A 23,581-nucleotide genomic window follows, 5' to 3' on the forward strand; every position below is an offset into this window, starting at 1 on the left:
GGAGACACGAGACAATGGCGCGTTACACCGGGGCCGACTGCAAGCGTTGCCGTCGGGAGAAGCAGAAGCTCTTCCTCAAGGGGAGCAAGTGCGAGAGCGCGAAGTGCCCGATCGAGATCCGTCCTTACCCCCCGGGTGAGCACGGACGCGGGCGCACCAAGGACAGCGAGTACCTTCTCCAGCTTCGTGAGAAGCAGAAGTGCGCGCGCATCTACGGTGTCCTCGAGAAGCAGTTCGTGAACTACTACAAGGAAGCGAACCAGAAGTCCGGCAAGACCGGTGAGAACCTTCTGCGCATCCTTGAGACCCGCCTCGACAACGTGGTGTACCGGGCCGGCTTCGCCAAGTCCCGCGACCACGCGCGGCAGCTCGTCCGTCACGGACACATCACCGTCAACGGCCGCAAGACCGACATCCCGTCGGCCCGTGTGTCCGTGAGCGACATCGTCGAGGTCCGCGAGTCGTCCCGCAACCTGACCCCGTTCGCGGTGGCGCAGGGCGAGGCCGGCGACAAGACCGTGCCCGCGTGGCTCGAAGCCAACGCCGGCAAGCTGCGGATCCTCGTGCACAGCCTGCCCGAGCGCCAGGTGATCGACACCCAGGTGCAGGAGCAGCTCATCGTCGAGCTGTACTCGAAGTAAGCAATTACTTCGGCGTACGGACCGAGGCGATGCCGGGCGGTACGACGGGCAACCGTCGTACCGCCCGTATCCTCGTAGTACAGGGGGCGTCAAATAGCGGGCGCCCACGAATGAAGGACCGACACTCATGCTGATCGCTCAGCGTCCCTCGTTGACCGAAGAGGTCGTCGACGAATTCCGCTCCCGGTTCGTGATCGAGCCGCTGGAGCCGGGCTTCGGCTACACCCTCGGCAACTCGCTCCGCCGTACGCTCCTCTCCTCGATCCCCGGTGCCGCTGTCACCAGCATCCGGGTCGACGGTGTCCTGCACGAGTTCACCACCGTGCCGGGCGTCAAGGAGGACGTGACCGACGTCATCCTCAACATCAAGCAGCTCGTCGTCTCCTCGGAGCACGACGAGCCGGTCGTGATGTACCTGCGCAAGCAGGGCCCGGGTGTCGTCACCGCCGCCGACATCGCGCCCCCGGCCGGTGTCGAGGTGCACAACCCCGACCTGGTCCTGGCGACCCTGAACGCCAAGGGCAAGCTGGAGATGGAGCTGACCGTCGAGCGCGGTCGCGGCTACGTCTCCGCGGTGCAGAACAAGCAGCAGGGCCAGGAGATCGGCCGCATCCCGGTCGACTCCATCTACAGCCCGGTGCTCAAGGTCACCTACAAGGTCGAGGCGACCCGTGTCGAGCAGCGCACCGACTTCGACAAGCTGATCGTCGACGTCGAGACCAAGCAGGCCATGCGCCCCCGTGACGCCATGGCGTCCGCGGGCAAGACCCTGGTCGAGCTGTTCGGCCTGGCCCGCGAGCTGAACGTCGACGCCGAGGGCATCGACATGGGCCCGTCCCCCACGGACGCCGCCCTGGCCGCTGACCTGGCGCTGCCGATCGAGGAGCTGGAACTCACCGTCCGCTCCTACAACTGCCTCAAGCGCGAGGGCATCCACTCCGTGGGTGAGCTCGTGGCACGCTCCGAGGCCGACCTGCTCGACATCCGCAACTTCGGCGCGAAGTCGATCGACGAGGTCAAGGCGAAGCTGGCCGGCATGGGCCTGGCCCTCAAGGACAGCCCGCCCGGATTCGACCCCACCGCCGCCGCCGACGCCTTCGGCGCCGACGACGACGTGGACGCCGGTTTCGTGGAGACCGAGCAGTACTGATCGCCTCCGGCGCGGCCGGGACCCCTGGTCCCGGCCGTCGCCGGGCGCCTTCCCGGTTCGCACCGAACGGGGAGGGCACCGGGGCCCCGCCCCGGACCCCCATCGAGCTGGCAGCCGCCAGTTCGCACTGACATCGGTACCTCGTACGGCCGGTGCAGCGGAGAAGGAGAAAGACCATGCCTCAGCCCGCGAAGGGTGCCCGCCTCGGCGGCGGCGCCGCGCACGAGAAGCTGCTGCTCGCGAACCTCGCGAAGTCGCTGTTCGAGCACGGCAGGATCAAGACCACCGAGGCCAAGGCGCGCCGTCTGCGTCCGGTCGCGGAGCGGCTGATCACCAAGGCGAAGAAGGGCGACATGCACAACCGTCGCCAGGTGCTGCAGACGATCACGGACAAGAGCGTCGTCCACACGCTCTTCACCGAGATCGCGCCGCGGTACGAGAACCGCCCGGGTGGCTACACCCGGATCACCAAGGTCGGTAACCGCCGCGGCGACAACGCGCCGATGGCCGTCATCGAGCTGGTCGAGGCGCTGACCGTGGCGCAGGCCGCCACGGGCGAGGCCGAGGCCGCCACCAAGCGTTCCGCCAAGGACCGCGCCGGTGACGAGGCTCTGGCCGACCTCAAGAAGGACTCCGAGCCGGCGGACGCCACGCCCGAGACCGCGGACGACGCGGTCGAGGACGCCGCTCCGGCCGACGAGGAGCCCAAGGAGTCCAAGGACGCCTGAGCGTTCTGAGACCCCGGGAGCGACCCCGCGGGCCCGTACCCCTCTGCCGGAGGGGTACGGGCCCGTTCCGCTGGTCCCCGCGATCCCGGCCCCCGAAGTCCCCAGAGTCCCCAGAGTCCCCAGAGTTCCCTGATCCCGCTGAGAGGAATGCGCGCGTGAGCGACGAGGTGGCGCCCGGCGCCGTACGGGTGCGGCTGGATCTGGCCTACGACGGTACGGACTTCTCCGGGTGGGCCAAGCAGCGCACCCGGCGGACCGTGCAGGGGGAGTTGGAGGCGGCGATCCCGACGGTGCTGCGGATGGCGGAGCCGGTGGAGCTGACCGTCGCGGGGCGCACCGACGCCGGGGTGCACGCGCGCGGGCAGGTGGCGCATGTGGACCTGCCCGCGGACGTGTGGGCGGCCGAGGGCGGCAATCTGCGCCGGCGGCTGGCCGGACGGCTGCCGTGGGACGTACGCGTCTGGGACGTCTCGGCGGCACCCGCCGGGTTCAACGCGCGGTTCTCGGCGGTCTGGCGGCGGTACGCCTACCGCGTCGGCGACCACCCCGGCGGTGTGGACCCGCTGCTGCGCGGCCACGTGCTGTGGCACGACCGTCCGGTGGACGTCGACCGGATGAACGCGGCGGCCGAACTCCTGCTCGGCGAGCACGACTTCGCCGCGTACTGCAAGAAGCGCGAGGGCGCCACGACCATCCGCACCCTGCTCGACCTGCGCTGGGAGCGTACGGCCGACGGTCTCGCGGTCGCCACGGTCCGCGCCGACGCCTTCTGCCACAACATGGTGCGCGCGCTGATCGGCGCGATGATCCTGGTCGGTGACGGCCACCGCCCGGTCGGCTTCCCCGGCGAGGTCCTGGCCGGGCGCGAGCGCCACTCCGCCGTCAAGGTCCTGCGCCCGCACGGCCTCACCCTGGAAGAGGTCGGCTACCCGGCGGACGACCAGCTGGCCGCCCGCTCGGTGGAGGCCCGCAACAGACGGACCCTGCCGTGCGCCCCCGCCGCGCCCGCTGCCGCCGTTACGGGGTAGCGGCGCTCGCGGCGTCGCGACCGCGCTGGATGACGCGCTGGAAGGCGAAGTCGGAGGCGTCGTTGGCGGCCTGCCTGGCGGTGGTGTCGGCCTTGGTGAGGGTCTTGCCGGTCTTGAAGCCGGAGATGGTGAAGTAGGCGTAGCGGCCGACGGCGTTGGACGTCATCTGGCAGGCGACGGCGTGGCAGAAGTCCTTGATGCCGCCGCCGTTGAGCGGGCCGAGGTAGTGGGCGGTCTTCTGCACCTTCGCCGCGTGGGCGGTGTCGTCGAAGACGGCGACGCCGACGGTGACGGCCACGCCGCCGCGTACGTAGGTGGCGCGGATCAGCTTGCGGCAGCCGTTGGCGGTGAGGGCGGCGGCCAGCTCGCTGCGGGCGCCGTCGGCGCACTTGGCGGTGGTGGCGGCGGCGGTCTGGGAGTAGACGTTGCCGCCGATCCGGAACTGCTTGCCGGGGAAGAGGCCGCCCACGGTGATCGGGGCGGTGTCCTTGGCGGCGCTGGAGATGAAGTCCAGCGGGTTGGGCGGCGGCGGGGGAGCGACCGAGGAGAACGAGGGCGCGGGCGGCAGCGGCGACTGCGACGTGGCGCCGCTGGTGGCCGAGGACGGCCCGGCCACCGGCTCGTCGTCCGAGCCGCCCGACATGACGACGGCGGTGGCGACGCCGCCCGCTATCACCGCGACGGCGACGATCCCGCCGCCGAGCATCATCAGCTTGCGCCGCTTGGCGCCGCTGGCGGCCTGCTGCTCGGCGAGCGCGCCCCAGTCGGGTGTCCCGGCCGAGGGCGGGCCGCCCGGCCCTGAGGCGGGCGTGTGCGCCCCTTGCCGACGCTGTCCCGCGCCGCGCTGCTGGCGCGGGAAGGGCTGACGGTGGGTGCCCATGCCGGGCGCGCCCTGCGGGGCGCCCTGGGGGCTCTGCGACGGGCTTCGGGGTGCGCCCTGGGCGGGGGCCTGGGGCGTGCTCCGGGGTGCGCCCTGGGCGGTCGGCCGCGGGCCTGTCGGGCCGGTGGGCCGCGCGGGGGCGGGGCCGGGCGGCGGCGCGGGAGCCGCGGGGGTCTCGGCGGCACTCGGCGCCGCGGCGGCGGGCGGCAGCGAGGCGTGCGGCCGGGCCGCGCCCTGGCCGGGGACGCCGGGCCGTACCTGGTACGCGCCCGGCTGCTCGGCCTGCGGCGACCACGCGGGACCGGAGGACGGCGCCTGCGGCTGCGACTGTCCCGGCTCGTGGCGGAACCCGCGCCGCGGGTCGTCCGCGTAGCCCCCCGGCGGCCCGGCCGGCTGGTCGGCGGCCGGCCCCGACGGCGGCTGCGGGCCCTGCGGCGCCTGCGCGTCGTACGGCGACGGCTGCTGCGGGGGTGCCTGGGCGGCGGCGTGGCGCGGCTGGGGCCGAGAGGGGATGACGCGTCCCTCAAGGACCTCGCGCTCGCCCTCGGGGGCGCTCGTGGGGGGTTCCTGCGGAGGCTGCGGCTGCTGTCCGGGCCCATCAGTCATGCCGCGCATCATATTGCCGGTCAGGCCGCGCACATATTCCGGTGAACACACCGGAGAACGCACCGGTGAACGCGCCGGTGGAGACCTCACGAAAACGAGTTGGGGCGGATCGCGCCCCACAGGGAGAATCCAGGACATGGGACATGTGGAAGCAGCGCACTTGGAGTACTACCTGCCGGATGGGCGGGCGCTGCTCGGCGACGTCTCGTTCCGGGTGGGCGACGGCGCCGTGGTCGCGCTGGTCGGCGCCAACGGCGCGGGCAAGACCACGCTGCTGCGGCTGATCTCCGGCGAGATCAAGCCGCACGGCGGCACGGTCACGGTCAGCGGCGGCCTCGGGGTGATGCGGCAGTTCGTCGGCAGCGTCCGCGACGACCGCACCGTACGTGACCTGCTGGTCTCCGTCGCGCACCCGCGGATCCGGACCGCCGCCAAGGCGGTCGACGCGGCCGAGCTGGCGATCATGGCGCAGGACGACGAACCGGCGCAGATGGCGTACGCGCACGCCCTGGCCGAATGGGCCGAGGCGCGCGGCTACGAGGCCGAGACCCTGTGGGACATGTGCACGATGGCCGCGCTCGGCGTGCCGTACGAGCGGGCGCAGTGGCGCGAGGTGAAGACGCTCTCGGGCGGTGAGCAGAAACGGCTGGTTCTGGAGGCCCTGCTGCGCGGCCCCGACGAGACGCTGCTGCTCGACGAGCCGGACAACTACCTGGACGTGCCGGGCAAGCGCTGGCTGGAGGAGCAGCTCGCCCTCACCAAGAAGACGGTGCTGTTCGTCAGCCACGACCGGGAGCTGCTGGCCCGCAGCGCGCAGAAGATCGTCGCCGTCGAGACCGGCCCGGCCGGGTCCACGGTGTGGGTGCACGGCGGCGGTTTCGACACCTTCCACGAGGCCCGCAAGGAGCGCTTCGCGCGCTTCGAGGAGCTGCGGCGGCGCTGGGAGGAGGAGCACGCCAAGCTCAAGGCGATGGTGCTGCGGCTGCGCCAGCAGGCGGCGAACAGCCCCGACATGGCGTCCCGCTACCACGCGGCGCAGACCCGGCTGAAGCGGTTCGAGGACGCGGGCGCCCCGCAGGAGCCGCCGCGCGAGCAGGACATCCGGATGCGGCTGCGCGGCGGACGTACCGGGGTACGGGCGGTGACCTGCGAGAAGCTGGAGCTGACCGGTCTGATGAAGCCGTTCGACCTGGAGGTCTACTACGGCGAGCGGGTCGCGGTGCTCGGCTCCAACGGGTCGGGGAAGTCGCACTTCCTGCGGCTGCTCGCCGGGGACGGGAGCGTCGCGCACACCGGGACGTTCAAGCTCGGCGCGCGGGTGGTGCCCGGCCACTTCGCGCAGACCCACGCGCACCCGGAACTGCTCGGCCGCACCCTGGTCGACATCCTGTGGGGCGACCACGCGCACGACCGGGGCCGCGCCATGGGCGTCCTGCGGCGGTACGAGCTGGAGCGGCAGGGCGACCAGCCCTTCGACAAGCTCTCCGGCGGACAGCAGGCCCGCTTCCAGATCCTGCTCATGGAGCTGGCCGGGACCACCGCGCTGCTGCTGGACGAGCCCACGGACAACCTCGACCTGGAGAGCGCCGAGGCCCTTCAGGAGGGCCTGGAGTCGTACGACGGCACGGTGCTCGCGGTGACGCACGACCGGTGGTTCGCGCGCAGTTTCGACCGCTATCTGGTCTTCGGGTCCGACGGTCTGGTCAGGGAGTCCACCGAGCCGGTCTGGGACGAGCGGCGGGTCGAGCGCAAGCGGTAGGGCCCGGCGGACGCCCGGTCCCCACGGGTCCCGAACGGCCCCTCCCGGCCCGGGAATCCGACGCGTTTTGACCCGTACGGGGGCGCGCGGGTATTCTTCGATGTCGTTATGCGTATTGGCTTGCTCTATCTCACGTGAGGGGCCCTTACGCCGGTCCACCGGGCCGATGACCAGCGGCAGGCAGACGGGTTGCGTCCCCGAATGCCGCCAGGGCTGGCCTGATCGTCCGGGTGGCCTTGTACAAGGACCCGTTTCCCCGGCCCCTCACGGGCTCGTGGAGACACCATCACTGAAGAAGCGAAGGCGACCGTGCGTACGTTCAGCCCCAAGCCCGGCGATGTCACCCGCCAGTGGCACGTAATCGACGCGCAGGACGTTGTCCTGGGCCGTCTGGCCACCCAGGCCGCGACCCTCCTGCGGGGCAAGCACAAGCCCATCTACGCCCCGCACGTCGACACCGGTGACTTCGTCATCATCATCAACGCCGACAAGGTGCACCTGTCGGGCAACAAGAAGACCCAGAAGATGGCGTACCGCCACTCCGGGTACCCGGGCGGCCTGCGCTCCGTGCGCTACGACGAGCTGCTCGACAAGAACCCGGAGAAGGCCGTGGAGAAGGCCATCAAGGGCATGCTCCCGAAGAACACCCTGGGCCGTCAGATGCTCTCGAAGCTGAAGGTCTACTCGGGCGACCAGCACCCGCACGCTGCCCAGCAGCCGGTGCCGTTCGAGATCACCCAGGTCGCGCAGTAGTACCGGCCACCAGCTACCAGAAAGAATCTGAGGAGAATCGTGGCTGAGACCACTGCCGAGACCGTCGTCGAGGGTGAAGAGACCTTCGAGGAGATCACGACCTTCGAGTCCGAGACCCCCGAGTCGGAGTACACCTCCGAGTCGCTCGCCTCGCGCTTCGGCGACCCGCAGCCGGCCGCCGGCACCGGCCGCCGCAAGCAGTCCATCGCCCGTGTCCGGATCGTTCCGGGCAGCGGCAAGTGGAAGATCAACGGCCGCACCCTTGAGGGCTACTTCCCCAACAAGGTGCACCAGCAGGAAGTCAACGAGCCCTTCAAGGTGCTCGAGCTGGACAACCGGTACGACGTCGTGGCCCGCATCAGCGGCGGCGGCATCTCCGGCCAGGCCGGTGCCCTGCGCCTGGGCGTCGCCCGCGCGCTCAACGAGGCGGACGTGGACAACAACCGCGGCCCGCTGAAGAAGGCCGGCTTCCTGACCCGTGACGACCGCGCGGTCGAGCGGAAGAAGGCCGGTCTGAAGAAGGCCCGCAAGGCCCCGCAGTTCAGCAAGCGCTAAGTCGCCTCCGGCGCGGGAACCAAACCCGCGCCGGGCGCATCGAACGCCTCGGAGACACTTTGTGCCTCCGAGGCGTTCGCATTCCTGGGAATCGGCACATTTGTCTGTTGATATGGCTCTGAGCCCTGGATGGTGGAGCCATGTCCCCGCACCGGGGGCGCGGACCGCGGGGCACGGGAGGCCCGGCGGCGCAGGGATCGTCGCGTCCCGGGACGGCCGCACGACCGCACGGATCATCGGAGGAAACACTGTGGGACGACTCTTCGGCACCGACGGCGTGCGGGGCATGGCCAACGCCGACCTCACCGCCGAGCTTGCTCTCGGCCTGTCGGTCGCGGCGGCACACGTGCTCGGCGAAGCGGGCAGCTTCGCGGGCCACCGGCCGGTGGCGGTCGTGGGGCGCGACCCGCGCGCCTCGGGCGAATTCCTGGAGGCGGCCGTCGTGGCGGGCCTCGCGAGCGCGGGCGTGGACGTCCTGCGGGTCGGTGTGCTGCCCACCCCGGCGGTGGCGTATCTCACCGGCGCGCTGGGCGCCGACCTCGGCGTGATGCTCTCCGCGAGCCACAACGCGATGCCGGACAACGGCGTGAAGTTCCTGGCGCGCGGCGGCCACAAGCTCGACGACGAGCTGGAGGAGCGGATCGAGGCGATCTACGAGGAGCACCGCACCGGCGCCCCCTGGAACCGCCCGACCGGCGGCGGCGTCGGCCGGGTCCGCGACTACGACGAGGGCTTCGACCAGTACGTGGCCCACCTCATCGCGGTGCTGCCCAACCGCCTCGACGGCCTGAAGGTCGTCCTGGACGAGGCGCACGGCGCGGCCTCCCGCGTCTCGCCCGAGGCGTTCTCGCGCGCCGGTGCCGAGATCATCACCATCGGCGCCCAGCCCGACGGGCTCAACATCAACGACGGCTGCGGCTCCACCCACCTGGAGCTGCTGAAGGCCGCCGTGGTCGAGCACGGCGCCGACTTCGGCATCGCGCACGACGGCGACGCCGACCGCTGCCTGGCCGTCGACGCCACCGGTGAGGAGGTCGACGGCGACCAGATCCTCGCGATCCTCGCCCTGTCGCTGCGCGAGCGCGGCGCCCTGCGCGAGAACACCGTCGTCGGCACCGTGATGTCCAACCTCGGCTTCAAGCTGGCGATGGAACGCGAAGGCATCGAGATGGTGCAGACCGCCGTCGGCGACCGCTACGTCCTGGAAGCGATGAAGGAGCACGGGTACGCGCTCGGCGGCGAGCAGTCCGGGCACGTCATCGTGCTCGACCACGCCACCACCGGCGACGGCACCCTGACCGGTCTGCTGCTGGCCGCCCGCGTCGCCGCCACCAAGCGCACCCTGGCCGACCTGGCCGGGGTCATGGTGCGGCTGCCGCAGGTGCTGGTCAATGTGCCGGACGTCGACAAGAGCCGCGTCGACTCCACGCCCGAGCTGCTGACCGCCGTCGCCGAGGCCGAGACCGAGCTGGGCACCACCGGCCGGGTCCTGCTGCGGCCCTCCGGCACCGAGCCGCTGGTGCGCGTGATGGTCGAGGCCGCCGACATCGACCACGCCCAGTCCGTCGCCGGGCGGCTGGCCGACGTCGTCAAGTCCACCCTGGGCTGAGCCGCCCCGCGCGGGGGCCGACCGTACGTCGTCAGCCGGCGGGTACGTGCCGCTTCGCCCAGAGCCACTTCTGGGCGAGCAGCGTCAACGTGCCCGCCACCGCGATGCCCGCCAGGTTGATCACGAGCTGCAAGGTGGAGCCCCACGCCTCGCCCCAGGCCCCGTAGCTGATCCCCAGGGCGGCGTTCGCGGCGGCCGGCACCGTCGTCACCGAGATCGCCACGCCCACCAGCGCGCCCGACTTGGACGAGGTCAGGGAGAGGATTCCGGCGATCCCGGCGAGGAACGCGACGACGAACGAATCCCACGTCGGCTGCCAGATGAACTCCGTCGCCGGGTGCGGCGCGTCGAACCGCGCCTGCGTGAACAGCCCGAACAGGCTCATCAGATCGCTGAACCCGCCGGTGATCAGCATCGCCACCGGGAAGCCGATCAGCAGCGCCGCCACCGACCGCCCCACCAGGCGGCGCTGACGCCGCACCACCCCCGTACAGATCCCGGCCAGCGGCCCGAACTCCGGCCCGACCACCATCGCGCCGACGATCAGGATCGAGCTGTCCAGCATCACGCCGTACGCGGCCAGCATCGTCGCCACCGTCAGGAACGCGATGTACGTGACCGTCAGCGTCGACTCCTCGTGGGTCTCCTCGACCAGCGACTCCCACAGCACCGCGTCCGCGCCCTCGCCCGGCGCGTCCTCCTCGGCCTTCTCCGCGCTCGTCGACAGCGTCAGGTCGATGTTCTCGACCGCGATCGAACCGGTCTCCGCCACGCCCAGCTCACGCAGCCCGGCCAGCAGGCCGTCGGCCGCCTCCCGCGCCACGTCGCAGGTCAGCACGTCGCCGAGCGGGTCGTACGCGGCGCCGCGCATCACCGTCAGATGGGTGGCGCCGAGGGTCGCGCCGACCAGTCGGGCGACCTCTTCGGTGCGGTCGGCGGGCACGATCATCCGCAGGTGCAGCACGGCGGGGCTCCCGTTTCCTCGACATCTGGCGGCCGCGTCGGGCGAGCCGCGTCATGTGACCGGCGCCGGGGTGGCCGGCGTCAGAGCTTGCGCAGCGACAGGCGCTGCACCTTGTGCCCCGGTCCCTTGCGGAGCACCAGCGTCGCCCGGCTGCGGGTGGGCAGCACATTCTGCTGCAAGTTGGGCTGATTGACGGTGCGCCACATCAGCCGGGCGTACTCCAGCGCCTCGTCCTCCGAGACCTGGGTGTACTTGCGGAAGTACGAGTGCGGGTCCTGGAAGGCCGTCTCGCGCAGTTTCCTGAACCGCCCCAGGTACCACTGCTCGATGTCCTCGGTGCGCGCGTCCACGTACACGCTGAAGTCGAAGTGGTCGGCCAGGCCGATCCTCGTCCTGCCGTCCTTGCCGGGCAGCGCCGGCTGGAGGACGTTCAGGCCCTCCACGATGAGGATGTCCGGGCGGCGGACCGTCAGCGTCTCGCCGGGCACGATGTCGTAGATCAGGTGCGAGTAGACCGGCGCGGTGACCTCGTCGCGGCCGGCCTTCACGTCCGCCACGAAGCGGGTCAGCGCGCGGCGGTCGTACGACTCGGGGAAGCCCTTGCGGGACATCAGGCCGCGCCGGTGCAGCTCCGCGTTGGGCAGCAGGAAGCCGTCGGTGGTGACCAGTTCGACCCGCGGGTGCTCGGGCCAGCGGGCCAGCAGCGCCTGGAGCAGCCGGGCCGTGGTCGACTTGCCCACCGCCACACTGCCCGCCACCCCGATCACGAACGGCGTCCCCGGCTGCGCGTGGTGCCCTCCCCCTGCCTTCGGCGGAGGCGCCCCCACCGCGTCCCCCAGGAAGGTGTTCAGCGCGCCGCGCAGCCGGTTGTGCGCGGCCACGTACAGATTCAGCAGCCGGGACAGCGGCAGATAGACGTCCACCACCTCGTCCAGGTCGATCACGTCGCCCAGGCCGCGCAGCCGCTCCACCTCCTCGGCGGTCAGCGGCAGCGGCGTGCGCTCGCGCAGCGCACTCCACTCCTCGCGGGTCAGGTCGACATAGGGGCTGGTCGCGGCTGGGGTCGTCGGCACGGGCCCCATTGTCCAGACGTGCGTGTACGGAGCGCGGGCGGGGGTGCGGCGCGCGGGCGGGGGTGCGCGTGCCGGTGGGGGCACGGCGGGTGGGGGCACGGCCTAAGCTGGCCGGCATGAACGGCACGTCGGGCGAAGGGGATGGCCAGTGATCGTCGGGGTCGGGATCGACGTCGCCGAGATCGACCGCTTCGCCGCCGCCCTGGAGCGCACGCCCGGCATGGCCGACCGGCTCTTCCTCCCCGGCGAACTGCTGCTGCCGACCGGCGAGCGGCGCGGTGTCGCCTCGCTGGCCGCCCGGTTCGCGGCCAAGGAAGCGCTCGCCAAGGCCCTGGGCGCTCCCGCCGGGCTGCACTGGCTCGACGCCGAGATCACCACGGAGCCGTCTGGCCGGCCCCGGCTGACCGTCACCGGGACCGTGGCCGCGCGGGCCGCGGAGCTGGGGGTACGCGGCTGGCACGTCTCCCTCAGCCATGACGCCGGGGTCGCGTCCGCGGTGGTCATCGCGGAGGGCTGACCCGCGGGCGGGTGGCGGGGGCGGGCCGGGCGGATGCGTCTGGCGCGTCTGGCGCGTCTGGTCGGGGGGGCTGGGTGCGCCGGTGCGCCTGGTCGGGGGGCTGGGCGCGCGCCGGGCGCGTAGTGTCCGTTGAGGCTGTTTCCGTCGAGCCCTGCCGGAGGACTTTCCATGAGGTACGCGCACGCGGTGGAGACCGTACGGGCCGCCGAGGGCGAGTTGATGGCCCGGCTGCCCGAGGGCGCGCTCATGCAGCGCGCGGCGGCCGGGCTCGCGGCGGCGTGCCGGGACCTGCTCGGGCGTACGTACGGCGCGCGCGTCGTCGTCCTCGCCGGGAGCGGCGGCAACGGCGGTGACGCGCTGTACGCCGGTGCCCGGCTGGCCCGCCGCGGCGCCGCCGTGCACGCCGTGCTGCTGGCCCCCGAACGCGCCCACCGCGGCGGCCTCGCCGCCCTGCTGGCCGCCGGGGGCCGCGCCGCCGCCGCGGAGGACGCCGAGGCGCTGATCGGGCGGGCCGACCTCGTGCTCGACGGGATCGTCGGCATCGGCGGCAAGGGCGGGCTGCGGCCCGGCGCCGTACCGCTCGCCGAGGCCGCCGGGGCCTCCCGCGCCCTCGTCGTCGCCGTCGACCTGCCCAGCGGCGTCGACGCCGACACCGGGGAAGTCCTCGGGGACGCCGTGCACGCCGACGCGACCGTCACCTTCGGTACGTACAAGCCGGGGCTGCTCATCGACCCGGCCGCCACCTTCGCCGGGGCGCCCCGACTGGTCGACATCGGCCTCGGGCCGTACCTCGGCGAACCCGAACTGGAGGCGCTCCAGCACGCGGACGTCGCCGCCGCACTGCCGCGGCCGGGGGAGTCGAGCGACAAGTACCGGCGCGGTGTCGTCGGCGTCGTCGCCGGGTCCGGGCGGTATCCGGGGGCCGCCGTCCTCGCCGTCTCCGGCGCGCTGCGGGGCGGTGCCGGGGCGGTGCGCTACGTCGGGCCCGGCGGCGACGCCGTGCTCGCCCGGCACCCCGAGGTGCTGGTGTCCACCGGGTCCCCGCACAGCGCCGGGCGCGTTCAGTCCTGGGTGGTCGGGCCCGGCATCGGCGACTCCCCGGAGGCGCGGCAGGCCGTCACCGACGTGCTCGCCACCTCGGTGCCGGTCCTCGTCGACGCCGACGCCTTGCGCTTCCTCTCGCCCGCCGCCGTACGGGAGCGGAGCGCCCCCACCGTCCTCACCCCGCACGCCGGGGAGGCCGCCGCGCTGCTCGGCTGGGCGCGGGAGGAGGTCGAGGCGCGGCGCCTCGACGCCGTGCGGGGGCTGGCCGGGCGGTTCGGTGCGACCGTTCTGCTCAAGGGGGCCACGACGTTGGTGGCTTCGCCGTCGCCCCGGGCGGCCGTTCGCGTCAATCCGACGGGGGTCGCGTGGCTGGCGACGGCGGGGAGTGGGGACGTGCTGTCCGGGCTTGCGGGGTCGTTGCTCGCGGCGGGGCTTGCGCCGATGGACGCGGCTGCTTGTGGGGCGTACCTGCATGGGCTTGCTGCGCGGCTGGGGTCGGGGGGAGCGCCGCTTGCGGCGTTGGATGTGGCCGCCGCCGTTCCCACTGCGTGGCGCAGCCTTTAGCTTGTCTTTCCCGCCCTCCCCCTACCTTCGGCGGGGGGACCCCCATGCCGTGCGGGTGTTTGTTCGTCTGCGGGTGCCGCTTGTGCCTGGGTCGGTGCCGGGCCGGGGCACCTCCTCGGGCGACGAACGTGTCCGCACTTCGATGACGTCCAGCCCTTGTCTGTTCGTCCCCCTGCGGGGGCACCCCGGCCCGTCCCCTCCCGGTACGTCGGCGTCCGCCTGTCCGGTGGGGGTGCCGGGGAGGGTGGGTGGGCTTGGGTACGTCGGCGCCCGCCTGTCCGGTGGGGGTGGCCGGGGAAGGGGGGTGGGTGGGCTCGGGTGCGTCGGTGTCCGGCGGTCCGCTGTGGTGGCGGGGCGGGTGGGTGGGGGCTCGGCTGCTTCCGGTGCGTCGGCGGCCGACGGTCCGGGGGGGGGCAGGTGAGGCGGGGGATCGGGGGGGCTTGGGGTGGGGGGTAGGATCTGCGGGCCTTGTCGGGGTGTGCCGGTGGGGGTGGGCTGGTCCTGTGGGGGGATTGTCGATGACGTTCCGGCTGCGTGCTGTGCGCGCGTTGGTGTTGCTGGTCGGGTTCGTGTTGTTGGGGTTTGTGCTGTTGGCGGCGATGGCGGCGCTGGACTGGCTGCTGGTGACGCGGTGGTTCGCGGCGGGGGCGGCGTGGTTCGAGGGCACGATTTTGATGGTCACGGCGTTGGTGGCGGTGGCGATCGTGCGGGGGATGCTGGCGTTTCTGCGGGCCGGGCGGCTGGGGTCGGTGCCGGACGGGGTGGCGGTCACGGCGCAGGAGCAGCCCGAGTTGTGGGAGCAGGTGCGGGCGGCGGCGGAGGTGGCGGGGGAGCGGGCGCCGGACGAGCTGTACCTGGTTTCCGAGGTCAACGCGGGGGTGGCGGAACAGAGCCGTCTGCTGGGCCTGTTGCCGGGGCGGCGCCGTCTGCTGCTGGGCCTGCCGCTGCTCGCGGGGCTGACCGTGCCCCGGCTGCGGGCCGTTCTGGCGCATGAGTTCGGCCACTACGGCAATCGCGACACCCGGCTCGGCGGCCTCACCCTGCGCGGCCGGGCGGCCGTACTGCACACGGTGGAGGTGTTCAGCGAGGGCACCACGCGGATGCATTACGTGGTCGGCGCCGTCTACGTCGGCTACGCCCGGATGTTCCTGCGGACCTCGCAGTCCGTCGCCCGCCAGCAGGAGTTCGCCGCCGATGAGTCGGCCGCCCGGTACGCGGGCCGTGACGCGACGGTCGGCGCGCTGCGCGCCATGCCGGTCATCGACGCCGCGTACGACCACTACGTGGACACGTACGCCGGGATGGGCGGCCCCGTGGGGGCGCTGCCTCCGGTCGGCGAGGTCCTCGGCGGATTCTCGCGACTGCTCGCCGCCCGGCCGGGGGAGAGGCTCGCCGCGCTCGCGGACGGTCGGCGTCCGCCGAAGCCGCACCCGTACGACTCCCACCCGCCGCTCCAGGATCGGATAGCCCGGATCGAGCGGCTGCCCGCCGACGGCAGGACGGACGGGGCCGAGGGGGAGGCGAACGCGCTGTCCCTGCTGCGGGACCAGGGCCAGGTGTTCGCCGCTCTGGAGGCGCGCACGCTGCCCCCGGAGGCGGCCGAGCGCCCGCGTCTGGCCTGGGACGACCTGGTCATGGCCCGCGCCTCGGCGGATGCCGAGGGCTGGTCCCGACCGCTGCTGCTCGCGGTCGCCAGGGCGCTGCGCGCGGAGTCGCCGGACCAGGACGGCGCGGCCCGTACGTCCCGCCGCGCCTCCTCCGAGACGGTGACGGACACCGATCTGCCCACCCTGGAGGACGTGCTCGACGCCTTCGACCACGGCCTGCTGTGGATGGCGATCGCCGACCGTATCCCCAAGCCGCCGCAGGCGGGCCGCCTGACCGGCGCGTCGGCGCGCAACTTCATCCGGCCCGTGGTCTTCGACGGGCTGGCCGGTCTCATCCAGCTCCGTCTCATCGAGTCCGGCCTCGCCGCCCCCGACATCGCCTGGACGGGTCGCCCCGGACTTGTTCTCCCGCCGGCCTGGGAGAACGGCATGGACGACGCCATCGACGCGGCCATCGCCGACACCCCCGACACGGCCCCCCTCCGGACGCTCCTTGCCGCCGCCGACCGGGAGGTCGTCCCGTAGCCGTCGCGGGGGTCAGGCCGGGCGAACGCAGAAGGGGTGCCCGGCCGGACTGGCGTAGACCCGGGCGCCCTCGCGGTCGGCGGGGCCGACGTCGCCGGTCGGCCGCAGCCGGCGGCCGCCGGCCGCGAGCACCCGCGTGTCGGCGCTCTCCATGTCGTCCGTCGCGAGGTCGAAGTGCATCTGCTGGGAGGTCCCGTCGGGCCACCGCGGCACGACATGCCCCGGAACCCGCTGGACCACGAGCACGGGGAATCCGTCGCTGCGCAGGAAGTGGTGCGTGGCCGTCCGGGCGACCGAGCCGCCGAGCAGGCGGTGCCAGAACGCGCCTTCGCTCTCCGGGTCCGCGGCGTCCACGATCAGTGACGTCAGGCTGAAGGTCACGGTGTCTCTCCTCGGAATCGCTGGGGCTCAGACGGTGGGGATGATGCCGCCGTCGACCCTGAACTGGGCGCCGGTGAGCCATTTGGCGCGGTCGGACGCGAGGAACGCGATCATCTCGGCGACGTCCTCGGGTTCGCCGGGCCGTCCCATCGGCAGCTTCAGGTGCTCCACGATCCGCTGCGTGACGTCGTCGACGCCGATGCCCTCACTGTCGGCCATCCGCCGGAGGTGGTCGGCGGCTCCCTCGGTGACGACGAAGCCCGGCAGCACGCACACCACGCGTACGCCGTGGCCGCCCACCGCCGTCGCCAGTTCGCGGCTGTAGGCGTTGAGCGCCGCCTTCGACGCGGCGTACGACGCCTCGGCGGGCTGGGGGAGGTGGCTGGCGATGGACGAGACGTGCACCACGACGCCCGAGCCGCGCTCGACCATCCCCGGAACCAACGCCCGGTCGAGCCGGACCGCGCTGAGCAGATTCATCTCCAGGTCGGCGAGCCACGACGCGTCGGACCGCTCCAGAGTCGGCATCGGCCCGGTCGCGGCTCCCGCGTTGTTCACCAGGACGTCAACGCCTCCGACGCTGTCCAGCACGCGCTGCCCCAGCTCCCGCACCCCCTCCTCGGACCGCAGGTCGGCCGGGATGAAGGCGGCGTCCAGGTCGTCCGGCGGCGCGGTGCGCGAGGCCGTCAGTACCGTGGCGCCCGCGGCGGCGAAGCGGCGGGCCGTCGCCTCCCCGAGCCCTCGGCTGCCGCCGGTCACCAGCACACGCAGGCCGTCAAGCCCCTCGTTCTCGATCGTCACGGACGTTCTCCCCAGTAAAGTGAACCCGACTCCGGAAACTGTACACAAGCGGAGTCCGATTCACCTTATGGAGGACTGTTGCCGTCACCACGCCCGTTGCGCGCCGACGCCCGCCGCAACCGCGAAGCGCTCCTCGCCGCCGCGCGCGAAGCACTCCTCTCCGACGACGACGCCCACGTCGAGGAGATCGCCCGCCGTGCCGGTGTGGCCGTCGGCACGCTGTACCGCCACTTCGACACCCGCGAAGCCCTTGTCGCCGACGTGTACCGCCAAGAGGTCGCCGACCTCTGCGCGGCCCCCTCCCGGCTGCTCGCCCAGCACGCCCCCGACGAAGCCCTGCGCGCCTTCCTCCTGCTGCTCGTGGAGCACGCGGCGGTCGGCCGCGGCATGGGCGAAGTGCTGGAGAGCATCATGGCGACCGACTCGCCCGTCTTCGACGACACCCGCGCCGAGATGGCCCGTGCCCTGGACCACCTCCTCACCGCCGGCGCCGCCGCCGGCCTCATCCGCGAGGACGTCAGCGGCCGCCTCCTCCTCCGCGCCCTCGGCGGCATCTGCGGCCTGCGCTCCGAAGGCTGGCAGGACGACGCCGTACGCATCGCCTCACTCCTCTACAACGGCCTCCGCCTCCCCGCCTAGCGCCTGTCCGACGAATCACGAACGGCCCCCGCGGCCCCTGCCAGGCCCGCCCCCACAGCGCACCGTCGGCCGCCGACGCACCCGAGCCCACCCACCCCGCCCGGCAACCCCCACCGGACCGTCGGCCACCGACGTACCCAAGCCCACCCACCCCCTCCCCCCCCCACCCCCACCGGCGGGCGGACGCCGACGTACCGGGAGGGGACGGGCCGGGGTGCCCCCGCAGGGGGACGAACAGACAAGGGGCTGGACGTCATCGAAGTGCGTGCACGTTCGTCGCCCGAGGAGGTGCCCCGGACCGGCACCGGCCCAGGCACAAGCGGCACCCGCAGACGAAGAAAGCACCCGCACGGGTGGGCGGGCGGGCGGGAAAGACAACGCCCAGCACCCGACCTGAGACACTGACCGCAATGGACGAGAAGCGGATGCGCGGCTGGGCACAAGTGGACCTGACCGCGCTGCGAGCAAACGTGAGAGCGCTGCGCGCAAAGGCACCCACGGCCGCGTTCATGGCCGTCGTGAAGGCCGACGCCTACGGCCACGGAATGGTCCCGTGCGCCAAGGCGGCCGTCGAGGCCGGAGCGACCTGGCTCGGCGTGGCCACCCCCGAGGAAGCCCTGACCCTGCGGGCAGCGGGCCTGAAGGCCCGCACCCTGTGCTGGCTGTGGACCCCCGGAGGGCCCTGGCAGGAGTGCGTCGAAGCCGACATCGACGTGACGGTGAGCGCGATGTGGGCGCTCCGCGAAGCCACGGCGGCGGCCGAGGCGGCCGGCCGCCCGGCCAGAGTGCAGCTCAAGATCGACGCGGGCCTCGGCCGCAACGGCGCCCAGCCCGCCCAGTGGCCCGAACTGGTCGCACGGGCCCGCGCGGCCGAGCGCGACGGCCTGATCCGGGTGACAGGAGTGTGGGCGCACTTCAGCTGCGCCGACGAACCGGGCCACCCCTCCATCGAGCGGGAGCTGAACGTCTTCAAGGAGGCCCTGGCGCAGGCCGAGGCGGCGGGCCTCACCCCCGAGGTGCGGCACCTCGCGAATTCGCCGGGCACCCTGACGCTCCCGGAGGCGCACTTCGACCTGGTGCGGCCGGGCGTGGCGATGTACGGCATCTCGCCGGTGCCCGAGATCGGCGGTTCCGCGGACTTCGGGCTGCGGCCGGTGATGACGGTCGTCGGCCGCCTGGCGTCGGTGAAGCGGGTGCCGGGCGGGCACGGGGTGAGCTACGGGCACAAGTACGTGACGCCGGGCGAGACGACGTTGGCGCTGGTGCCGCTGGGCTACGCGGACGGCGTACCGCGGCACGCCTCGGGCACGGGCCCGGTGCTGGTCGCGGGCAAGTGGCGGACGGTCGCGGGCCGGGTCGCGATGGACCAGTTCGTGGTGGACCTCGGCGGCGACGCGGCCGAGCCCGGCGACGAGGCGGTGCTGTTCGGCCCCGGCGACCAGGGCGAGCCGACCGCCGAGGACTGGGCACGGGCGTGCGGCACGATCGCGTACGAGATCGTCACCCGCATCGGCGCGCGGGTCCCGCGGGTATACGTGGGGGAAGGCGCCGGTCCCGGCGCAGGCGACAGCGATGGAGCACCGTGCCAGAAGGCGTGAAGTGGGAGAAGGCAGGGCTGGTCGGCGCGGCGATCGGGGTGGTCGCGGCGGGCGCCGCGGCGGGCGTGGCGATCGAGCGGGTGACCGTCGGCCGCGGGATGCGCCGCCGCGCCCGGCTGGCGCTGGACTCGGCGGGCCCGTACGGAACGCTGCGCGGACAGCCCGGCACGGTCGCGGCGGAGGACGGCACGGAGCTGTACTACGAGACCGAGGACGTCGCGCCGCCCGAGCCCGAGCCGCAGACACCGCCCTCGCGCCGCAGCCGCGGCTGGCTGCGCCGCCGCGCCGAGGCGCCGCAGCCGGTGACGGTGGTGTTCTCGCACGGGTACTGCCTGAACCAGGACTCCTGGCACTTCCAGCGGGCGGCGCTGCGCGGCACCGTACGGGCGGTGTACTGGGACCAGCGCAGTCACGGCCGCAGCGAGCGCGGCCGGGACCAGGTGGCGGGCGGGCCCGCCACCATCGACCAGCTGGGCCGCGACCTGAAGGCGGTGCTGGACGCGGCGGTGCCCGAGGGCCCGGTGGTGCTGGTCGGGCACTCGATGGGCGGGATGACGGTGATGGCGTTCGCCGACCAGTTCCCCGAGTACGTCGAGGAGCGGGTCGTCGGCGTCGCGTTCGTCTCGACGTCGGCGGGGAAGCTGGCCGCGGTGACGCTGGGGCTGCCCGCCGCGGGCGCGCGGGCGTTCCGGGCGCTGGCGCCCGCGGTGCTGCGGGCGCTGGGCAGCCAGGCGGATCTGGTCGAGCGGGGGCGGCAGGCCACCGCCGACCTGTTCGCGGGGATCATCAAGCGGTACTCGTTCGGCTCCGACGTGGACCCGGCGGTCGGCCGGTTCGCCGAGCGGCTGATCGAGTCGACGCCGATCGACGTGGTCGCCGAGTTCTATCCGGCGTTCACCGACCACGACAAGGGCGACGCGCTGTCGGTGCTCGACGGGCTGCCCGGTCTCGTACTGGCGGGGGACAAGGACCTGTTGACGCCGAGCGCGCACAGTACGGAGATCGCCGAGAAGCTGCCGGACGCCGAACTGGTGATCGTGGAGGGCGCGGGGCACCTGGTCATCATGGAGCGCCCCGAGGTGGTGAACGCGGCGCTCGCGCTGCTGATCGCGCAGGCCGCGGACTCGGTGCGCGCACCGGTCCCGCAGGTGCTGCGCGACCTGGCGGCGGCGCGGGCGTCGACCCGTACGACGGCCGCCGACGCGTAACATTCGCGTTCATGGCCACACCGCACGATGCCACGCCGCCGCACGAGACCGCCGCGCAGAACGCCGCCGAGCACGAGGCGGTGCGGCGCGGCGCGACACCGCACGAACCGGGCTCCGTGGGGATCACCGTCCCCACCCCCGACCTGATGCGCGACCTGGGCCGCCGCCTGGCCGCGCTGCTCGCCCCCGGCGACCTGGTGCTGCTCAGCGGCGAGCTGGGCGCGGGCAAGACCACGCTGGCCCGCGGCCTCGGCGAGGGTCTGGGCGTACGCGGCGCCGTCACCTCCCCGACCTTCGTGATCGCCCGCGTCCACCCCTCCCTGACCGCGGGTCCCGCGCTGGTGCACGTGGACGCGTACCGCCTGGGCGGCGGTCTGGACGAGATGGAGGACCTGGACCTCGACGTGTCGCTCCCCGAGTCCGTGGTCGTCGTGGAGTGGGGCGACGGCAAGGTCGAGGAGCTGTCGGAGGCGCGGCTCCAGGTCGTCATCGCCCGTACGGTCGGCGCCCCGGCGGACGGGGACGGCGAGGGCGACGACGTACGCGAGGTGACCGTCACCGGCGTCGGCCCGCGCTGGACCGGCCAGGACCTCACCGCGCTGCGCGCCTGACCCTCGCTCCGATCCCCCGTTCGGCCCCCGCTCCGCCCTCCGTTCCGACAGGCTGTCGGCAAGATGTTGCGCGAGGGCGGCCGGGCGTGGTCTGCTGGTTGCGGGTACCTGGTTAGGGCGCCCTAACTACGTCTCTTCGGGGAGGCGCACATGCCGGCCCAGATCCGGACCCAGGACACGCGGGACCCGCGGCGGGACACCCCGCCGCCCAACGTCGGCGCCCTGCTGGCCGCCGGAGCCGCGGCCCGCACACTGTCGACCCCGCCGGACGACGGCGAGGAGCCCGCGCCGGCGGACGCGCCGGTCACCACGGCGACGGGCAGGACGACGGACGCGCCGGAGGCAGAAACCGGCGCGTGAGACGCGCGGCTACTGCACAGCGCGGCCACTTCACGACGCGGCTACTTCAGGACGCGGCTACTCCGCGCGGCTACTTCACGGCGTGCCTACTTCACGACGAAAACACTGCTGCCGATCGTCGCGATCTGCCACAGCGCCGTGCCGTCGAGCCGCGTCTCGCGGATCGCCGCCGTCTGCTTCGAGGGATCAGGCTTCGCCAGCGACCCGTCCGCGGCCGCGCTGAAGCCGACGTTTATCCCGTCGGTCGTCGCGAAGAGCACCACGTGCTCGACCTGGGCGCCGTCGCCTCCTATGCCGGAGGCGCGCCGCGAGAAGACGCGGTGTATCCCCACGCTCGGCGCCACATTGCCCGCGACCACCGCGTAGGTGCGGTCGACCTTCTCCGCGTCACCGACCAGCCACACCCGCTTGGCGGAGATGCTGTAGACCACGCGCCTGCCGGTGCCGGAGGCGGCGGGCAGCGGATACGTCTTCGGCGTCGGCTTCGTGCTGGGCGACTTCACGGCCGAGGTGGAGGGCCTGGCCTGCGGCGGCTGGTCGGGCGCGGAGCCCGCCGCCTGCGCGGCGAGCACGGCGATGACGACCAGGGCAGCCGCAGTGAGCCCCGAGACCAGGGTGCTCGACTTGATCCGCGCCACGGTTGTCCTCCGGATGGGGTTCGCACATGCTCCCGGTTGACGGTAGCAGCCGCGCCGCCCGCGGCCACGACCGTACGGGCGCGCGCCGTACCCTTGGGGACGTGCTGCTGCTTGCCTTCGATACCGCCACACCCGCCGTCACCGCCGCCCTGCACGACGGGGAGCGGGTCCTCGCCGAGTCGACCGTCGTCGACGCGCGCCGGCACGGCGAGTTGCTGATGCCCGCGATCGACCGGGTCCTGGTCGCCGCCGACCGTACGCTCGCCCACGTCACCGGCGTCGTGGTCGGCGTCGGCCCGGGACCGTACACCGGGCTGCGCGTCGGCCTGGTGACGGCCGCGTCCTTCGGGGACGCGCTGGGCGTCCCCGTGCACGGCGTGTGCACCCTTGACGGGCTGGCCTGGGCCGCGGGCGCGGCCGGGCTCGACGGGCCGTTCACCGTGGCCACCGACGCCCGCCGCAAAGAGGTGTACTGGGCGCGCTACGACGACCCGCGGCACCGCGCCAGCGAGCCCGCCGTGGACCGCCCGGCCGACATCGCGGACGCGGTACGCGGCCTGCCGTCGGTCGGCGCGGGCGCCGCGCTGTACCCGGAGGTCTTCACCGACCGCCGTCAGGGCACCGAGGACCAGTCGGCGGGCGCGCTCGCGGCGCTGGCCGCGTACCGGCTGGCCGCCGACGAGCCCTTCGACCCGCCGCTGCCGCTGTACCTGCGGCGGCCGGACGCGCAGGTGCCCGCCGGGTACAAGGCGGTACTGCCGAAGTGACCGGGGCCGCTCACGCGAGCGCCACCGCCGTGACGCTGCGCGAGATGCGCTGGTGGGACCTGGACGCCGTACTGGCCCTGGAACACGACCTGTTCCCCGAGGACGCCTGGTCGCGCGCGATGTTCTGGTCGGAGCTGGCCGACGCCCGGCACCCGGCCGCGACCCGCTTCTACGTGGTCGCGCAGGACGCCGGGGGACGGCTCGTCGGCTACGCGGGGCTCGCCGCCATCGCTGGAACGGGTGATGTGCAGACCATCGCCGCCGCCCGCGACCACTGGGGCACCGGGCTCGGCGCCCGGCTGCTCAGCACGCTGCTGCGCGCCGCCACCGACGCCGAGTGCCACGAGGTGCTGCTGGAGGTACGGGTCGACAACACCCGCGCCCAGCGGCTCTACCAGCGCTTCGGCTTCGAGCCGATCGGCTTCCGCAAGGGCTACTACCAGCCGGGCAACGTGGACGCCCTCGTCATGCGGCTCGCCGACCCGGCCGCCACCCCCGTCGCCCCCGCCGCCTTCGCGCAGACCGACGAAACCGACCCGGCCGCCCCGCCTCCCACCCGTACAGGAAACTGAGAT

24 protein-coding genes are annotated in these 23,581 nt (G+C 73.3%); 18 read left to right on the forward strand and 6 right to left on the reverse strand.

Annotation, left to right across the window (positions count from 1 at the left end; translation table 11 throughout):
• Nucleotides 1-14: 14 nt before the first annotated feature.
• The 4 genes from rpsD (at nucleotide 15) to truA (ending at nucleotide 3,547) form a co-directional block, all read left to right on the forward strand.
• A complete protein-coding gene (gene rpsD / locus ACZ37P_RS14895; protein ID WP_355340190.1) occupies nucleotides 15-641 on the forward strand; it encodes a 30S ribosomal protein S4 in 627 nt (208 codons plus the stop codon).
• A gap of 127 nt (nucleotides 642-768) precedes the next feature.
• Nucleotides 769-1,791: a DNA-directed RNA polymerase subunit alpha gene (locus ACZ37P_RS14900; protein WP_033177813.1), complete on the forward strand. Its 1,023-nt coding sequence runs from the start codon at nucleotides 769-771 to the stop codon at nucleotides 1,789-1,791.
• Nucleotides 1,792-1,967: 176 nt separating this feature from the next.
• Complete coding sequence (rplQ, locus tag ACZ37P_RS14905; protein ID WP_355340186.1) at nucleotides 1,968-2,519, forward strand: 50S ribosomal protein L17; 552 nt, start codon at nucleotides 1,968-1,970, stop codon at nucleotides 2,517-2,519.
• 155 nt (nucleotides 2,520-2,674) lie between these two features.
• Nucleotides 2,675-3,547: a tRNA pseudouridine(38-40) synthase TruA gene (truA, locus tag ACZ37P_RS14910; protein ID WP_355340183.1), complete on the forward strand. Its 873-nt coding sequence runs from the start codon at nucleotides 2,675-2,677 to the stop codon at nucleotides 3,545-3,547.
• On the opposite strand, the gene ACZ37P_RS14915 is transcribed toward truA, so the two are convergent.
• Nucleotides 3,537-5,033 carry a hypothetical protein gene (locus ACZ37P_RS14915; protein WP_467346703.1) on the reverse strand — a complete coding sequence of 499 codons (1,497 nt, stop codon included), beginning with the start codon at nucleotides 5,031-5,033 and terminating at the stop codon, nucleotides 3,537-3,539. The genes truA and ACZ37P_RS14915 overlap by 11 nt on opposite strands.
• 136 nt (nucleotides 5,034-5,169) lie before the next feature.
• Between ACZ37P_RS14915 and ACZ37P_RS14920 the strand changes: the two genes are divergently transcribed.
• From ACZ37P_RS14920 to glmM, 4 genes are all read left to right on the forward strand, one after another.
• Entirely contained in the window at nucleotides 5,170-6,792 is a 1,623-nt protein-coding gene (locus ACZ37P_RS14920; protein WP_391050425.1) for an ABC-F family ATP-binding cassette domain-containing protein, read from the forward strand.
• A 309-nt stretch (nucleotides 6,793-7,101) separates the two neighbouring features.
• Complete coding sequence (gene rplM / locus ACZ37P_RS14925) at nucleotides 7,102-7,545, forward strand: 50S ribosomal protein L13 (protein WP_355340175.1); 444 nt, start codon at nucleotides 7,102-7,104, stop codon at nucleotides 7,543-7,545.
• 39 nt (nucleotides 7,546-7,584) lie between these two features.
• Nucleotides 7,585-8,100 (forward strand): 30S ribosomal protein S9, encoded by a 516-nt coding sequence (rpsI, locus tag ACZ37P_RS14930; protein ID WP_188283331.1) that lies wholly within the window; start codon nucleotides 7,585-7,587, stop codon nucleotides 8,098-8,100.
• A gap of 250 nt (nucleotides 8,101-8,350) precedes the next feature.
• The gene (gene glmM / locus ACZ37P_RS14935; protein WP_355340172.1) at nucleotides 8,351-9,709 is read left to right on the forward strand and encodes a phosphoglucosamine mutase; all 1,359 of its coding nucleotides are present in this window, start codon (nucleotides 8,351-8,353) and stop codon (nucleotides 9,707-9,709) included.
• A 31-nt stretch (nucleotides 9,710-9,740) separates the two neighbouring features.
• Here the strand turns inward: glmM and ACZ37P_RS14940 are convergent, their stop codons facing one another.
• Nucleotides 9,741-10,673, reverse strand: coding sequence for a DUF389 domain-containing protein (locus ACZ37P_RS14940; protein ID WP_355340169.1), 933 nt, complete (start codon nucleotides 10,671-10,673; stop codon nucleotides 9,741-9,743).
• 80 nt (nucleotides 10,674-10,753) lie between these two features.
• The gene (gene coaA / locus ACZ37P_RS14945) at nucleotides 10,754-11,755 is read right to left on the reverse strand and encodes a type I pantothenate kinase (RefSeq protein WP_391050427.1); all 1,002 of its coding nucleotides are present in this window, start codon (nucleotides 11,753-11,755) and stop codon (nucleotides 10,754-10,756) included.
• 139 nt (nucleotides 11,756-11,894) lie between these two features.
• Here coaA and ACZ37P_RS14950 point away from each other — a divergent pair, with 139 nt between their 5' ends.
• The 3 genes from ACZ37P_RS14950 to ACZ37P_RS14960 all read left to right on the forward strand — a co-directional run bounded on the left by ACZ37P_RS14950 (nucleotide 11,895) and on the right by ACZ37P_RS14960 (nucleotide 16,003).
• Nucleotides 11,895-12,263, forward strand: a complete 369-nt coding sequence (locus tag ACZ37P_RS14950; RefSeq protein WP_355340163.1) for a holo-ACP synthase — start codon at nucleotides 11,895-11,897, stop codon at nucleotides 12,261-12,263.
• Nucleotides 12,264-12,431: 168 nt separating this feature from the next.
• Nucleotides 12,432-13,871, forward strand: a complete 1,440-nt coding sequence (locus tag ACZ37P_RS14955; RefSeq protein ID WP_467346707.1) for an NAD(P)H-hydrate dehydratase — start codon at nucleotides 12,432-12,434, stop codon at nucleotides 13,869-13,871.
• Between the two features lie 518 nt (nucleotides 13,872-14,389).
• Nucleotides 14,390-16,003: a M48 family metalloprotease gene (locus ACZ37P_RS14960; protein WP_467346708.1), complete on the forward strand. Its 1,614-nt coding sequence runs from the start codon at nucleotides 14,390-14,392 to the stop codon at nucleotides 16,001-16,003.
• Nucleotides 16,004-16,015: 12 nt separating this feature from the next.
• On the opposite strand, the gene ACZ37P_RS14965 is transcribed toward ACZ37P_RS14960, so the two are convergent.
• Together ACZ37P_RS14965 and ACZ37P_RS14970 are read right to left on the reverse strand one after the other, a co-directional pair.
• A complete protein-coding gene (locus tag ACZ37P_RS14965) occupies nucleotides 16,016-16,384 on the reverse strand; it encodes a VOC family protein (RefSeq protein ID WP_467346710.1) in 369 nt (122 codons plus the stop codon).
• A gap of 27 nt (nucleotides 16,385-16,411) precedes the next feature.
• Nucleotides 16,412-17,185 carry an SDR family oxidoreductase gene (locus ACZ37P_RS14970; RefSeq protein WP_467346712.1) on the reverse strand — a complete coding sequence of 258 codons (774 nt, stop codon included), beginning with the start codon at nucleotides 17,183-17,185 and terminating at the stop codon, nucleotides 16,412-16,414.
• Nucleotides 17,186-17,263: 78 nt separating this feature from the next.
• Between ACZ37P_RS14970 and ACZ37P_RS14975 the strand changes: the two genes are divergently transcribed.
• The 5 genes from ACZ37P_RS14975 (at nucleotide 17,264) to ACZ37P_RS14995 (ending at nucleotide 21,601) form a co-directional block, all read left to right on the forward strand.
• The gene (locus tag ACZ37P_RS14975) at nucleotides 17,264-17,824 is read left to right on the forward strand and encodes a TetR/AcrR family transcriptional regulator (RefSeq protein WP_467346713.1); all 561 of its coding nucleotides are present in this window, start codon (nucleotides 17,264-17,266) and stop codon (nucleotides 17,822-17,824) included.
• Between the two features lie 410 nt (nucleotides 17,825-18,234).
• A complete protein-coding gene (gene alr, locus ACZ37P_RS14980) occupies nucleotides 18,235-19,422 on the forward strand; it encodes an alanine racemase (protein WP_401309252.1) in 1,188 nt (395 codons plus the stop codon).
• Entirely contained in the window at nucleotides 19,407-20,630 is a 1,224-nt protein-coding gene (locus ACZ37P_RS14985; RefSeq protein ID WP_355336783.1) for an alpha/beta fold hydrolase, read from the forward strand. Before alr ends, ACZ37P_RS14985 begins: the two co-directional genes overlap by 16 nt.
• A gap of 11 nt (nucleotides 20,631-20,641) precedes the next feature.
• Nucleotides 20,642-21,241 carry a tRNA (adenosine(37)-N6)-threonylcarbamoyltransferase complex ATPase subunit type 1 TsaE gene (gene tsaE / locus ACZ37P_RS14990; RefSeq protein WP_402711196.1) on the forward strand — a complete coding sequence of 200 codons (600 nt, stop codon included), beginning with the start codon at nucleotides 20,642-20,644 and terminating at the stop codon, nucleotides 21,239-21,241.
• A gap of 150 nt (nucleotides 21,242-21,391) precedes the next feature.
• Nucleotides 21,392-21,601 (forward strand): hypothetical protein, encoded by a 210-nt coding sequence (locus ACZ37P_RS14995; RefSeq protein ID WP_401855565.1) that lies wholly within the window; start codon nucleotides 21,392-21,394, stop codon nucleotides 21,599-21,601.
• An 86-nt stretch (nucleotides 21,602-21,687) separates the two neighbouring features.
• Here the strand turns inward: ACZ37P_RS14995 and ACZ37P_RS15000 are convergent, their stop codons facing one another.
• Nucleotides 21,688-22,239, reverse strand: coding sequence for a hypothetical protein (locus ACZ37P_RS15000; RefSeq protein WP_355336785.1), 552 nt, complete (start codon nucleotides 22,237-22,239; stop codon nucleotides 21,688-21,690).
• 101 nt (nucleotides 22,240-22,340) lie between these two features.
• Here ACZ37P_RS15000 and tsaB point away from each other — a divergent pair, with 101 nt between their 5' ends.
• A complete protein-coding gene (gene tsaB / locus ACZ37P_RS15005) occupies nucleotides 22,341-23,006 on the forward strand; it encodes a tRNA (adenosine(37)-N6)-threonylcarbamoyltransferase complex dimerization subunit type 1 TsaB (protein ID WP_467346717.1) in 666 nt (221 codons plus the stop codon).
• Nucleotides 23,007-23,050: 44 nt separating this feature from the next.
• On the forward strand, nucleotides 23,051-23,578 hold the full coding sequence (gene rimI, locus ACZ37P_RS15010; RefSeq protein WP_401309506.1) for a ribosomal protein S18-alanine N-acetyltransferase: 528 nt from the start codon (nucleotides 23,051-23,053) through the stop codon (nucleotides 23,576-23,578).
• The last annotated feature ends 3 nt before the right edge of the window (nucleotides 23,579-23,581 follow it).

The sequence above is a fragment of the Streptomyces sp. NPDC024632 genome, from assembly GCF_055559175.1.